This is a genomic window from Stenotrophomonas sp. G4 (assembly GCF_003428825.1).
Classification (GTDB): domain Bacteria; phylum Pseudomonadota; class Gammaproteobacteria; order Xanthomonadales; family Xanthomonadaceae; genus Stenotrophomonas; species Stenotrophomonas indicatrix.
The window spans coordinates 1,832,515-1,845,321 of record NZ_CP031741.1; the positions used below are offsets into that span (position 1 = coordinate 1,832,515).

A 12,807-nucleotide genomic window follows, 5' to 3' on the forward strand; every position below is an offset into this window, starting at 1 on the left:
TCGAACCAGCAACCGGTACCCACGCGGCGCAGCCTGCGAGGCTGCGCCGCGTGGCGCCGGTCACTTGCGCTCGGGCAGCGCGTAGGCGATCACGTAGTCGCCACGGTCCGGTGACTGGCGTGCGCCACCGGCGGAAATCACCACGTACTGGCGACCGGTCTTCGGCGAGACATAGGTCATCGGCGTGCCCTGGCTGCCCACCGGCATGCGGGCCTTCCACACTTCCTCGCCGGTGCGGCTGTCATAGGCGCGAAGGTAGTAATCCTGCGTACCGGCGAAGAACAGCAGGCCCGACTGCGTGGCCAGCGAACCGCCCAGGGTCGGCATGCCGATCGGAATCGGCAGGCCCATCTTGATGCCCATCGGCCCGGTGTCCTTCACCGTGCCCACCGGCACCTGCCAGACCAGCTGGCGGGTGGCCAGGTTGATCGCCGACATCGTGCCGAACGGCGGTTTCTGGCAGGGAATGCCCAGCTTGGACAGGAAGCGGTCGCGCAGCGAGCCGTACGGCGTACCGGTCTGCGAGGCCGCACCCATTTCCACGCCACCGTCGCCGCTGGTCATCTGCGCGCGCGGGATCAGCTTGGTCCACAGGCCCAGGCGCATGTCATTGACGAACAGGTAGCCGGTGGTGGGGTCGACCGAGGCGCTGCCCCAGTTCATGCCACCCAGCGAACCGGGCCACTGCAGCGCGAGGTCTTCGCCCGGCGGCGTGTACATGCCGTCGTAGCGGAACTGCTTGAACTGGATGCGGCACAGCATCTGGTCGATCGGGGTGGCGCCCCACATGTCCGACTCGGTCAGCGTCTGCGCGCCGATCTGCGGCAGGCCCACCGACAGCGGCTGGGTGGCGGCATAGCGTTCGCCCTGCGCATTGCCCTGCGGCGCGGGTATGTTGCGCACTTCGCTGATCGGCACGCCGGTCTGGCGGTTGAGCATGAAGATCTGCCCGGCCTTGGTGATCTGCAGCAGGGCCGGCAGCGTGCCGCCCTTGCCGTCGGGCACATCGGTCAGGGTCGGCTGCGCGGGCAGGTCGTAGTCCCACAGATCGTGGTGCACGGTCTGGTAGACCCAGCGCTCCTTGCCGGTGGCCACGTCCAGCGCAACCACCGCCGAACTGTACTTGTCATCCTGCGGGGTGCGCTCGCCGGCCCACTGGTCCGGGGTGGTGTTGCCGGTGGGCAGGTAGACCAGGCCCAGCTGCGGGTCGTAGGCCATCGAGGTCCACACGTTCGGCGTGGCGCGCGTGTAGTGGATCGACGGATCCAGCGGCACGTCCGGGGTTTCCCTGGAAAGATCCCAGACCCAGGCCAGTGCGCCGGTGCGCACGTCGTAGGCACGCACCACGCCGGACGGCTCACCCACTTCGATGTTGTCGGCCACGCGGCCACCGACCACGATCAGTTCGCCCGCCACCAGCGGTGCGGCGGTGAGGGTGTAGAAGCCCGGCTTGATCTCGCCCATGCCGGCCTTCAGGTCGACCACGCCGTTGCTGCCGAAGTCCGGGCACAGCGCGCCGGTCTTCGCATCCAGCGCGAACAGGCGCGCATCGATGGAGGTCATCAGGATGCGCTTCCCGCACAGCGCCGGACCCGTGCTGGCCGTTTCGGTGGCCGGCAGCGGCGCAGGTGCCGGAGCGGCTGCATCTGCCGCAGACGGTGCCGTGGTTGCGTCGAAATAGCCCAGACCGCGGCAGCGTTGCCAGTTCGGCGCGGTGGCCTTGGGGTCGAAGGCCCAGCGCTCCTTGCCGGAATCGGCATCGATGGCGATCACCTGGTTGTGCGGGGTGCACAGGAACAGGGTGTCGCCGATCTGCAGCGGGGTGTTCTGGTCCTCGGCACCGAAACCGTTGCTTTCCGGCACATCGCCGGTGCGCGCCGTCCAGGCAACCTGCAGTTCCTTCACGTTGGCCGGGGTGATCTGGTCCAGCGCGGCAAAGCGGGTGCCGGCGGTGGTGTTGCCCCAGTGCATCCAGTCGCGCTGTTCAGCGCCCTTGGCCACCGGCACCACCGGCGGCGTTGTGCCCTGTGCGGTCTGTACCGGGCGCGGCTGGAACGCCGACACCGCAGTGCCCAGCAGGCCAACCAGCAGCACGGCGGCCACGCCATAGGCGCCGCGACCGGCAACCTGGCCTCGGCTGCGGCGCAGCACCGGCCACGCCAGGGCGACCAGAAGGGCCAGCACCGCCGGCATCACCAGCCGCGATACCAGTGGCCAGAAATTCCAGCCGGCATCCACCAGCGCCCACAACAGCGTGGCCAGGAAGGCCAGGCCGTACAGCAGCGCACCGTTCGGCCGGCGCATCGCCAGCAGTACGCCGGCTACCGCCGACACCGCACCCATCAGCAGGAAATACCAACTGCCCCCCAGCTGCACCAGGCGTACACCGCCGACCAGCAGAGCCAGGCCGAACAGGGTCACCAGGATGCCGAGCAGGACCACCAGCACACGGCACAGGGCCGGAACTCTCGTCGTCTCGTCCACGTTGCATGAACCTCATTGCGAAAAACCCGCGCGGAGGCGGGGAAAGCCCCGCGCGCGCCAGGCGTGGCGGGGGCCAACGGCATCCCGGGCGGCTGCGGGCCGTGACGGCGGGCAGGCGTCGGCCTGCTTATGACGCAGGCTGGGTGAATGACCGGTTAGGGCGATTATCGCACGAGTGTGCGATTTTGGCGTGATGCCCCACGGCGCCATCGGTGGAACGCAGCGGCGCAGTGGTGCCGGGAACGGGCAGGGCACGGGCGAACCGGTTACCCTATGCCGCCATACAAGCTGGTAGCTGCAATGACCGACGCCACCGTGGCCGTCCCCGCCTGGGCCTCGCGCCTGCGCGACATCGCTGATTTCCCGAAGCCGGGCATCCTGTTCAAGGACATCATGCCGCTGCTCGCTCACAGCGAGGACTTCCGTGGCGCGATCGTGGCGATGGCCGATCGCTGGCGCGATCAGAAGCTGGACGCGGTGGTCGGCATCGAATCGCGCGGCTTCATCCTCGGTGCGGCCATGGCGCTGGAACTGGGCGTGGGCTTCGTGCCGGTGCGCAAGCCGGGCAAGCTGCCGGGCAAGGTGCTGCGCGAGGAATACACGCTGGAATACCGCAGCGACTGCATTGAAGTGCATGCCGACGCGCTGCCGGCCGGTGCGCGTGTAGCGATCATCGACGACGTGCTGGCAACCGGCGGTACGCTGGTGGCTGCGTTGTCGCTGGTGCGCCGCCTGGGCGTGGACGTGGTCGGCGCCGGCGTGCTGGTCGAGCTGGACGGCCTGGGCGGCCGTGGCCGCTGGGAAGCGGATCTGCCGCTGCACACCGAACTGGTGTTCTGATTGCGCAGGTGCCAACCAAGGTGGCACCTGCCCGAGCGAATCGCGGCGAACCGGTAGTTGCCAACCTTGGTTGGCACCGCATGGATGGGCCAACCAAGGTTGGCCACTACCAGGTCACCTCGCTGCCAACCGTGATCGGCAGCGCTCCTTCAATCACATCATCCGCACGCGGAAGCGACGGCCCTTGATCTTGCCGGCTTCCAGCTTCGCGACCGCCTTGTTGACCTGCTCACGGGCGATGGCCACGTAGGAGCGGGTCGGGAAAATCGCGATCTTGCCGATGTGCTTGGCCGACAGGCCGGCGTCACCGGTCAGCGCGCCGAGGATGTCACCGGCGCGCAGCTTGTCGGTCTTGCCACCATCGATCCGCAGGGTGCGCATCGCCGCCTGCGGCAGCTCGGCCGGGCGCGAGGTCGCCAGCGGCGTCTTCTGCCAGTCAAGCGGCTGGCCCAGGTGAGCCTCGACGGCCTCGGCGCGGGTCTTCTCGCGACCGGCCACCAGGCTGATCGCCAGGCCACTGGCACCGGCGCGGCCGGTACGGCCCACGCGATGCTGGTAGCTCTCAACGTCGGTCGGCAGCTCGTAGTTGATCACCGCCGCAAGGTCTTCCACATCCAGCCCGCGCGCGGCCACGTCGCTGGCCACCAGCACGTTGCAGCTGCGGTTGGCCAGCCGAAGCAGTACTTCCTCGCGGTCACGCTGTTCCATGTCGCCATGCAGGGCCAGCGCGGAGAAGCCGAACTGCTGCAGCGAGTTGGCAACTTCGTCCACGTCCTTGCGGGTGTTGCAGAACACCACCGCCGATTCGGGCGTGTACTTCAGCAGCAGGCCGGCCAGCGCCTTCTGCCGGTGCGCGGGTTCAACCTCACAGAACACGTGGCGGATGGCGGGCGCCTGGTCTGCGCCGTCCACCGTTACCTCCAGCGCGTCGCGCAGCAGGTCGCGGGCCATCGCGCGGATGGTGTCGGGGAAGGTGGCCGAGAACAGCAGGCTCTGGCGGTCCTTGTGGGTGCGGCCGGCGATCTCGCGGATCGGCTCTTCAAAGCCCATGTCGAGCATGCGGTCGGCTTCGTCCAGCACCAACGTGCGCACCGCGCCCAGGTTCAACGCGCGCTTGCGGGCCAGTTCCTGCACGCGGCCGGGCGTGCCGACCACCACGTGCGGGTCATGGCCTTCCAGCGATGCCAGCTGCGGGCCCAGCGGCACGCCGCCGACCAGCAGCAACAGCTTCAGATTTGGGATCCCGGTAGCCAGCTTGCGGATCTGCTTGGCAACCTGGTCGGCCAGCTCGCGGGTGGGGCACAGCACCAGCGCCTGTACGCGGATCAGGCTGGGGTCGATGGATTGCAGCAGGCCAAGACCGAATGCGGCGGTCTTGCCGCTGCCGGTCGGGGCCTGGGCGATCACATCGCGGCCATCAAGGATGGCGGGCAGGCTCTGCGCCTGGATCGGCGTGAGGGTGGTGTAGCCGAGGGCATCCAGGCCGGGCTGCAGGGCCGGGCTCAGCGGCAGGGTCGAGAAATCAGTCATGGCGCATTGTACCTGCGCGCGCGCCCAGTCCCGCCGTCGTTCACGATTGTGGGGGCGCCCGGTAGCGGGCGGCCTTGGTCGGCACCTTGGCCGAACATCTTCTCAGCCCAGCCCGATGGCCACCAGCCGCGCAGCCATCGCCTGCAACTGCTCCGGGGTGGCCGGTTTTCCAGCGGCCCGGGGCTCCAGCAGCAGCTGGTGGAACCACGGGTTGGCGTGCCGCGTGTCGAAGTCGAACGAGCAGGTCGCCTGCGCGCCCATCATCGCCTGAACGATCCCGATCAGCGTGCCTTCGGCCTCATCGACATTGCCCGGCCCATAGCGATCATCCAGAAGGCGCAGCGGGATCTTCAGCAGGGCGGGGGAGACTGGCACGCCTCAAGTCTAACGATCCACGTTGGACATGCGCAGCAGGAGGCTCAGGCCGCGTCAACATGGAACTGAATCAGGCCACAGTGCAGGCACTCGAACGTGTAGAAGCCGATATCTGCACCGGGTGCGTAATCGCTGACCAGCTCCGACCAAAGTGTTTCGTCGGCGTTGTTGGCCGCGCACCAGGCCGCGATGGTCGCTGCCGAGGCCTGACTCACCTGTTCCATCGTGGCGTCGCCCAGGAAACGGCAGACATCGCTGCAATGTGCCAGCCATTTTTCGCCTTGAAAACTGGCGTAGCCCGGTGTGCGTCGGGACAGCTCTTCCAGCGCGGTTTCGGGCACCACTTCGTCGATGTCCAGACTGCAGGCAAATTCGACATCCAGCGTCGATGCTGCACGGCCATCGGCAATGCACCAAGGGCAGATCTGTTCCGAAAAATCTTCGCGCCCTTCGTGGAGGGCATCGCGCAGGTACACGTATCCACGCGCCTGCTGGCAGACCCTGCAGGCAGAGCTGGAGGGTCCCACGTTGCCCGTCGCAACCGGGTCCGGATGGTAGCGGAAGTTTGGAAGGTGATTGACGCTCATGGTGTCCATGTAGTGCAGCGCAGGGTGCGTTCTTGTACGACCTGCGGATAGGCTCGGCAAGCTGGGGGGGGCGATCAGCCCAGCACCGCCAGCACACCGTGGTGGATCGCCAGGCCACCCAGCAGCAACCAGGCGAACAGGATCGATGCCAGCAGCAGCGGCTTCAACCCGGCCTGGCGCAGCGCAGACACATGGGTGGTCAGGCCCAGCGCGGCCATCGCCATGGCCAGCAGCACGGTATCCAGCTGCACCAGCCCGGCCTGCACACCCACCGGCAGCAGATGCAGCGAGTTGAGCCCGGCAACCGCCACGAAACCGAACGCGAACCACGGCACCACGATCCGGGTCTTGCCACCTTCCGCCGCTGCCTTGCCACCACGCGCCAGCCACAAGGAAAGTGCGATCAGGAACGGTGCCAGCAGCATCACCCGCACCATCTTGGTGATGACCGCGGTATCGGCGGCTGATTCACCCACCGCACGTCCGGCAGCCACCACCTGTGCCACTTCATGCACGGTGGCACCGGTGAACAGGCCGTACTGCCGCGCGTCCATCGCCAGCCAGCCGTGCGACTGCACCAGCGCATACAGTGCCGGGTACAGGAACATGGCCAGCGTGCCGAACACCACCACCGTCGATACCGCTACCGTCACCTGCGCAGCACGGCCGCGCACCACCGGCTCGGCGGCCATCACCGCCGCCGCACCGCAGATCGCGCTGCCGGCACCGATCAGCATGGCGGCCTCGCGCTCCATCCTGAACACCCGTACGCCCAGCCAGCAGGCCAAGCCGAAGGTGCTCGCCACCACCAGCACGTCCATCAGCACACCGGCCACGCCAACCTGGCCGATGTCCTGGAAGGTCAGCCGCAGGCCGTACAGCACGATGCCCGCACGCAGCAGCCAGTGCTTGGAGAAGCCCACGCCCGCCGCGCTGGCAGGGGCCAGTGGCGGGTACACGGTGTTGCCGACCACGATGCCGGCGACGATGGCGACGGTCAGCGCACTCAGGCCATGCGCCTGCAGCCAGGGCAGCTCGGCCAGGTACAGCGACGCCGCCGCCACCAGGCCGACCAGCAGCAGGCCGGGCAGGCGCGGTTGCCAGCGTTGGCGCAGGGCGGGCAGGGACCAGGGGGACAGGGCAGGCGCGTTCATGGCGGGTGGGATACGGGAGAGAGGCGTACAGCCTGCCTCTGTCCAATCGACCCGTAAAACGAATAATATAGCTGAAACCTACCCATAAAGCGGGTAATTGACATGCGCCTGACGCTCCGCCAGCTGCAGGTCTTCGTTGCCATCGCCGACCAAGGCAGCACCACCGCAGCAGGCCAGGCCATCGCACTTTCCCAGTCCGCCACCAGCGCCGCCCTGCAGGAGCTGGAAGCGCACTTCGGCACGCCGCTGTTCGACCGCATCGGCCGTCGCCTGGCGTTGAACGGCCACGGCCGGGCCTTGCTGGAGCCGGCGCGCGCGCTGTTGGTCAATGCCGCCGATCTGGAGCGGCAATTGGCGGCGGGCGGTGACCCGTCCCAAGGCGCGCCGCTGCGGCTGGTGTTGGCGGCCAGCACCACCATCGGCAACTACCTGCTGCCGCCGCGTATCGCCGAGCTGCTGCGGCAGGCACCACAGGCCGAGGTCGATCTGCGCATCGACAACAGCGCAGGCGTGGTGGCGGCCGTTCAACGGCTGGACGTGGATGCAGGACTGATCGAAGGCCCATGCCACGAACGCGGGCTGCAGGTGACCGCCTGGCAGCAGGACCCGCTGGTGATCGTCGCCGCCGCGGATGCGCCCCCGCGCTGGTCGCTGGATGAACTGCGCGCAGCGCGCTGGCTGCTGCGCGAACCCGGCTCAGGCACCCGCGAGGCTGTCGAACAGGCATTGCTGCCGCATCTGCGCGGCTTCGCCCAGACCCTGCAGCTGGGCAATACCGAAGCCATCAAGCAAGCCGCCATCGCCGGCCTCGGCCTGGCCTGCCTCTCGCGTCATGCGCTGGAAGAACCCTTGGCCCTCGGCCGCCTGCGCATCCTTGAAACGCCATTGCCGGCCCTGCACCGCACGCTGTGGCTGGTACGCCACCCCGGCAAGCGATGGTTGCCGGGTTTGCAGGCGTTGCTGGGGGAAGTGCAGTAGCCGGGACCCATCCCGCCATCCCACAGGAAGCCGGCTTTGGCTGTTGCCTCGGCGGTTGACGTTGCCTCTGCGGGTGCCGGGCGCCGCCCGGCCAGGCTCCGCAACCCGCTACAATGGCCGGATGCCTCTGATTACTCTGCAAAACGTCGACTTCAGCGTCGGCGGCCCCCTGTTGCTGGAAAAAGCCGAACTGTCGATCGAGCCGGGCGAGCGTATCGCCCTGATCGGCCGCAACGGCGCCGGCAAATCGACCCTGCTCAAGCTGCTGTCCGGCGACCACAAGCCCGATGACGGTGAAGTGCGCGTGCAGCAGGGCGTGCGCGTGACTCGCCTGGAGCAGGAGGTGCCGCATGGCGCCGCTGGCAGCGTGTTCGACGTCGTCGCCGATGGCCTGGGCGAACTGGGCCAATGGCTCGCCGAATTCCATCACCTCAGCCACGCCGACGTGTTCGATGGCGAAGCGCTGGGCAACGTCCAGGCCAAGATCGATGCCGCCAATGGCTGGGGCTTGGATCAGCGGGTCAGCGAGACCCTGACCAAGCTCGACCTCGATGGCGACGCGGAGTTCGCGCGCCTGTCCGGCGGCATGAAGCGCCGCGTGCTGCTCGGCCGCGCGCTGGTCTCCAGCCCCGACCTGCTGCTGCTGGACGAACCGACCAACCACCTCGACATCGAAGCCATCGACTGGCTCGAAATGTTCCTCAAAAACTGGAACGGCAGCGTGGTGTTCGTCACCCATGACCGCCGCTTCCTGCGTGCGCTGGCCACCCGCATCGTCGAGATCGACCGCGGCCAGGTCACCAGCTGGCCGGGCGACTGGGCCAACTACGAGCGCCGTCGCGAAGAACGCCTCAACGCGCAGGCCCAGGAAAACGCACGGTTCGACAAGCTGCTGGCGCAGGAAGAAGTGTGGATCCGCCAGGGCATCAAGGCACGCCGCACCCGCGACGAAGGCCGCGTGCGCCGCTTGAAGGCGATGCGCAACGAGCGTTCCGCCCGCCGCGACCTCAGCGGCAACGTCAAGATGGAAGCGGCCCAGGGCGTGAGCTCGGGCAAGAAGGTCATCGACATCAAGGACATTTCGTTCGCCTTCGGCGATCGCACGATGGTCCGCGATTTCTCCACCACCATCCTGCGTGGCGACCGCATCGGCCTGATCGGCCCCAACGGCAGTGGCAAGACCACGCTGTTGAAGCTGCTGCTGGGCGAGCTGCAGCCGCAGAAGGGTGAGGTCAACGCCGGCACCAACCTGCAGGTTGCGTACTTCGACCAGTACCGTGCAGTGCTGCGCGAAGACTGGAGCGCGATCGAGAACGTGGCCGAAGGCCGCGATTTCCTCGAGTTCAACGGCAAGCGCAAGCACGTGCACGCCTACCTGCAGGACTTCATGTTCACCCCCGAGCGCGCGCGCGCGCCGATCACCCGCCTGTCCGGTGGCGAACGCAACCGCCTGCTGCTGGCCAAGCTGTTCGCGCAGCCGTCCAACCTGCTGGTGATGGACGAACCGACCAACGATCTGGACGTGGAAACCCTGGAGCTGCTGGAAGAGCTGCTGGGCGAATACAACGGCACGTTGCTGCTGGTCAGCCATGATCGTGACTTCATCGACAACGTGGTGACCTCCACGCTGGTGATGGAAGGCGATGGCGTGATCGGCGAGTACGTGGGCGGCTACAGCGACTGGCAGCGTTACGCGGCCAGCATTGCTGCGCCTGCCTCGGCCCCCGTAGCCAAGCCGGTGGTCGCTGCCCCGGCGGCGGCTGCGGAACCGGCAGCGCCCAAGCGCAAGCTGGCCTACAAGGAAGCGCGTGAGCTGGAGCAGCTGCCGAAGACGATCGAGAAGCTGGAAGGCGACGTCGAAGGGCTGACCTCGGCGATGAACGACCCGTCGTTCTACACCCGCAGCAGTGCCGAAGTGACCGCGCACACCCAGCAGCTGGCCAAGGTGCAGGCCGAGCTGGATGCCGCGTACGCACGCTGGGAAGAACTGGAAGGCTGAGCCAGGGCGATGGCCGTCTCGCTTGGCGGGCGGCCACCGATTCACGTGCGTTCGGGCATTGTCACTTTCTTTGCTCGTGCAAAGAAAGTAACCAAAGAAACACGCCGCCAGATCGCGAGCCGGCGCTGTGCGCCGGTGCCCTCCGCTTCTCTGTGAATCAGGGGACGGTGCCGAACTCGCTGCGCTCAGACATCGGCACCTCTACGCCCTGATTCCCTTGCGATGCTCGGCTCGCTCAAGGCGGACCTGAGGCAAAATCCAAAGCGGTCGCTTCACTTGCCGGGCGCACTCGTGCGTTGGTGATGGTGATACCTGTTAGCGGCTGTCGCTTTTGATCTGTTTCCGCCTTGTAGCGAGCCGAGCACCGCAGGTCCGCCGAGGGCGAAGAGGTGCGGGTGTCTGAGCGCAGCGAGTTCCCACGCCGTCCCTTGGTGGACCGAGGAGCGCAGGGTACCGGCGCGTAGCATCGGCTCGCGGATGGCGGAGCGTTTCTTTTGGTTACTTTTCTTTGCGCGCACCGCACCGCACTGCAGGAGCAGGGCGGAACGGCATAGCCGGCCCGCAGGGTGACGCACAAGGATGTGCGTCATCAAGAGAAGTAACGCCCACCCACCGGCGGCCGGCGGTCATTTGACCCCGTGCAGATCCCGCAGCTGGCTCGGCCGGCTGCCGAAATACGCGGCCAGATCGGCAATGTCCTGATCGCTCAGGTCCTTCGCCTGCGGTGTCATCAGCGCATGCTGGCGATCACCGGCACGGTAGGCCTGCAGCGCATGCGCCAGGTAATCGCCATATTGCCCACCCAGCTTCGGATAGGTCGGATCGATCGGCGCATTGCCGTCGGCACCGTGGCAATCGATGCAGCTCTGGCTGGTGGCCTTGCTCTTGACCTTGGCGCGGGCCTCGCCGGCGGCTTCACGCCCGGCAGGCAGGCCCGCGGAGGAAGACGATCCGTGCTCGCCGCTGGCGTGGCCGGGATCGCCAGCGGATTTCTCGCTGTTCTCCACCTGTGACTGCGAGCAGGCCGCCAGCAGCAGGGCGACGGACAGGGCGATGGCGTGACGCAGTGGATGCGCGGCTTTCGACATGGGCGGGCCTTACTTGACGGTGGACAGGTAAACAGCGAGATCGGCGATCTCCTGTTCGCTGAAACTCATCGACTGCGCCTGCATCGTCGGATGCCGGCGCTTGCCCTGGCGGTACTCGGTCAGGGCCTGGGTCAGGTACTGCTGGGTCTGGCCACCGATCTTCGGTACCCGGTAACTGGGGTAGGCGTTCTTGTAACCGGTGATGCCGTGGCAACCCTGGCAGGTGTAGGCCAGCACACGGCCATTGTCGAAACTGCCGGTGGGCGTGGCAGCCGCCGGCACAGGGGCCGGAGCCGGTGCCGGGGCGGGTGGTGCTGCAGGAGCAGGTGCGGGCTGTGCGGCGGCCCCGAGGGGCAGGAGGACGGCCAGAGCGAGACAAGCGGCGAGCGGCTGCGGGCGCATGGTGTCTTTTCCGGGGATTCGGGTCTGGTCGTTCCGGCGTGGGGTACGGAACGACCCGAGTATAGCCTCAGGTTTCATCTAGCTGAAATGGGGTCGGCCCGACCGGCGGCGTGAAGACACCATGACCTTTGGGATATGGTGTTGCCGTGAAGTGGTGCATTACTTTGCTACCACACCTGCCCACGCATCCTCCAGGGATCTGACGATGTCGCACCAAACCTTCCTGCCCGGCCCCCGCAGCGGACTCTGCGCTGCCGCGCTGCTGCTCTCCACCTCCCTGCTGCTGAGCGGTTGCGCCGCTGGGCCCAACAACGAGGCCAAGGCGGCCGAGACCAAGGACGAGAAGAAGGTCGACGCGGTACCGGTTGAAGTGGCCGTGGCCAGCCATCGCGCGGTGGCCGCCAGCTACACCGGAACGGCAGCACTGGAGCCGCGCGCCGAATCGCAGGTGGTCGCCAAGACCTCGGGCGTCGCGCTGGCGGTACTGGTCGAGGAAGGGCAGCGGGTCAGCGCCGGGCAGCCTCTGGTGCGGCTGGATCCGGACCGCGCACGCCTGGCCGTTGCCCAGAGCGAGGCGCAGATGCGCAAGCTGGAGAACAACTACCAGCGCGCACAGAAGCTGGTCGGCCAGCAGATGGTCAGCGCTGCCGATGTCGACCAACTGCGCTACGACCTGGAAAACGTGCGCGCGCAGTACCGCCTGGCCACGCTGGAACTGTCCTACACCACCGTGGTCGCACCGATTTCCGGCGTGATCGCCTCGCGATCGATCAAGACCGGCAACTTCGTGCAGATCAACACGCCGATCTTCCGCATCGTCGACAACTCGCGGCTGGAAGCCACCCTCAACGTGCCCGAGCGCGAGCTGGCGACCTTGCGTGCGGGCCAGCCGGTCACGCTGTCGGCCGATGCGCTGCCGGGCCAGACCTTCACTGGCGTCGTCGACCGCATCGCACCGGTAGTGGATTCGGGCAGCGGCACCTTCCGTGTGGTCAGTGCTTTCGACGGTGCCGCGCAGTCGCTGCAGCCGGGCATGTTTGGCCGTATCCGCATCGACTACGACCAGCGTGCCGACGCACTGGTGGTGCCGCGCCTGGCACTGCTGGACGATGGTGAGCCGGCAGTGTTCCGCGTGCGCGAGGGCAAGGTCGCGCGGGTGCCGGTCAAGCTCGGCTACGCCGAAGGGCCTTGGGTGGAAATCCGTGAGGGACTGGCGGCAGGCGACCAGATCGTCACCGCCGGCAAGGTCGCCCTGCGCGACGGCACCGCGGTGCAGGTGATCGCCGATCCGAAGGCCAAGGCGAAGACCGTAACCGCCTCGGCCAAGCCGGCAGAGAAGGCCGGGAGCACGCAATGACCGCGCCCGGCCA

Annotated in this window: 11 protein-coding genes; 4 read left to right on the forward strand and 7 right to left on the reverse strand. The window is 67.4% G+C overall.

Features of this window, described 5'->3' with window-relative positions:
* Positions 1-60 precede the first annotated feature (60 nt).
* Complete coding sequence (locus D0Y85_RS08695) at positions 61-2,484, reverse strand: membrane-bound PQQ-dependent dehydrogenase, glucose/quinate/shikimate family (protein ID WP_117310170.1); 2,424 nt, start codon at positions 2,482-2,484, stop codon at positions 61-63.
* 300 nt (positions 2,485-2,784) lie between these two features.
* On the opposite strand from D0Y85_RS08695, the gene D0Y85_RS08700 reads away from it, so the two are divergent.
* A complete protein-coding gene (locus tag D0Y85_RS08700; RefSeq protein ID WP_032951771.1) occupies positions 2,785-3,324 on the forward strand; it encodes an adenine phosphoribosyltransferase in 540 nt (179 codons plus the stop codon).
* Positions 3,325-3,477: 153 nt separating this feature from the next.
* Here the strand turns inward: D0Y85_RS08700 and dbpA are convergent, their stop codons facing one another.
* The 4 genes from dbpA to D0Y85_RS08720 all read right to left on the reverse strand — a co-directional run bounded on the left by dbpA (position 3,478) and on the right by D0Y85_RS08720 (position 6,970).
* Complete coding sequence (gene dbpA / locus D0Y85_RS08705) at positions 3,478-4,854, reverse strand: ATP-dependent RNA helicase DbpA (RefSeq protein WP_117310171.1); 1,377 nt, start codon at positions 4,852-4,854, stop codon at positions 3,478-3,480.
* 102 nt (positions 4,855-4,956) lie between these two features.
* Positions 4,957-5,229, reverse strand: coding sequence for a hypothetical protein (locus D0Y85_RS08710; protein WP_117310172.1), 273 nt, complete (start codon positions 5,227-5,229; stop codon positions 4,957-4,959).
* A 44-nt stretch (positions 5,230-5,273) separates the two neighbouring features.
* Complete coding sequence (locus D0Y85_RS08715) at positions 5,274-5,816, reverse strand: CbrC family protein (RefSeq protein WP_162887632.1); 543 nt, start codon at positions 5,814-5,816, stop codon at positions 5,274-5,276.
* Between the two features lie 74 nt (positions 5,817-5,890).
* Positions 5,891-6,970, reverse strand: a complete 1,080-nt coding sequence (locus D0Y85_RS08720) for a YeiH family protein (RefSeq protein ID WP_117310174.1) — start codon at positions 6,968-6,970, stop codon at positions 5,891-5,893.
* 102 nt (positions 6,971-7,072) lie between these two features.
* Between D0Y85_RS08720 and D0Y85_RS08725 the strand changes: the two genes are divergently transcribed.
* Both D0Y85_RS08725 and D0Y85_RS08730 read left to right on the forward strand, forming a co-directional pair.
* Positions 7,073-7,948, forward strand: a complete 876-nt coding sequence (locus tag D0Y85_RS08725) for a LysR family transcriptional regulator (RefSeq protein ID WP_117310175.1) — start codon at positions 7,073-7,075, stop codon at positions 7,946-7,948.
* A gap of 121 nt (positions 7,949-8,069) precedes the next feature.
* Positions 8,070-9,947, forward strand: a complete 1,878-nt coding sequence (locus D0Y85_RS08730; protein ID WP_117310176.1) for an ATP-binding cassette domain-containing protein — start codon at positions 8,070-8,072, stop codon at positions 9,945-9,947.
* Positions 9,948-10,573: 626 nt separating this feature from the next.
* Here D0Y85_RS08730 and D0Y85_RS08735 read toward each other — a convergent pair.
* Complete coding sequence (locus D0Y85_RS08735) at positions 10,574-11,035, reverse strand: cytochrome c (RefSeq protein ID WP_032977578.1); 462 nt, start codon at positions 11,033-11,035, stop codon at positions 10,574-10,576.
* A gap of 9 nt (positions 11,036-11,044) precedes the next feature.
* Positions 11,045-11,437 (reverse strand): c-type cytochrome, encoded by a 393-nt coding sequence (locus D0Y85_RS08740; protein ID WP_025875058.1) that lies wholly within the window; start codon positions 11,435-11,437, stop codon positions 11,045-11,047.
* Positions 11,438-11,642: 205 nt separating this feature from the next.
* Between D0Y85_RS08740 and D0Y85_RS08745 the strand changes: the two genes are divergently transcribed.
* Complete coding sequence (locus D0Y85_RS08745; protein WP_025875055.1) at positions 11,643-12,794, forward strand: MexH family multidrug efflux RND transporter periplasmic adaptor subunit; 1,152 nt, start codon at positions 11,643-11,645, stop codon at positions 12,792-12,794.
* Positions 12,795-12,807 lie beyond the last annotated feature (13 nt).

Coding starts and splice junctions, on each gene's coding strand:
- D0Y85_RS08715 (WP_162887632.1), bottom strand. CDS start 5,816: ATGAGCGTCAATCACCTTCCAAACTTCCGCTACCATCCGGACCCGGTT.
- dbpA (WP_117310171.1), bottom strand. CDS start 4,854: ATGACTGATTTCTCGACCCTGCCGCTGAGCCCGGCCCTGCAGCCCGGC.
- D0Y85_RS08720 (WP_117310174.1), bottom strand. CDS start 6,970: ATGAACGCGCCTGCCCTGTCCCCCTGGTCCCTGCCCGCCCTGCGCCAA.
- D0Y85_RS08740 (WP_025875058.1), bottom strand. CDS start 11,437: ATGCGCCCGCAGCCGCTCGCCGCTTGTCTCGCTCTGGCCGTCCTCCTG.
- D0Y85_RS08745 (WP_025875055.1), top strand. CDS start 11,643: ATGTCGCACCAAACCTTCCTGCCCGGCCCCCGCAGCGGACTCTGCGCT.
- D0Y85_RS08700 (WP_032951771.1), top strand. CDS start 2,785: ATGACCGACGCCACCGTGGCCGTCCCCGCCTGGGCCTCGCGCCTGCGC.
- D0Y85_RS08730 (WP_117310176.1), top strand. CDS start 8,070: ATGCCTCTGATTACTCTGCAAAACGTCGACTTCAGCGTCGGCGGCCCC.
- D0Y85_RS08735 (WP_032977578.1), bottom strand. CDS start 11,035: ATGTCGAAAGCCGCGCATCCACTGCGTCACGCCATCGCCCTGTCCGTC.
- D0Y85_RS08725 (WP_117310175.1), top strand. CDS start 7,073: ATGCGCCTGACGCTCCGCCAGCTGCAGGTCTTCGTTGCCATCGCCGAC.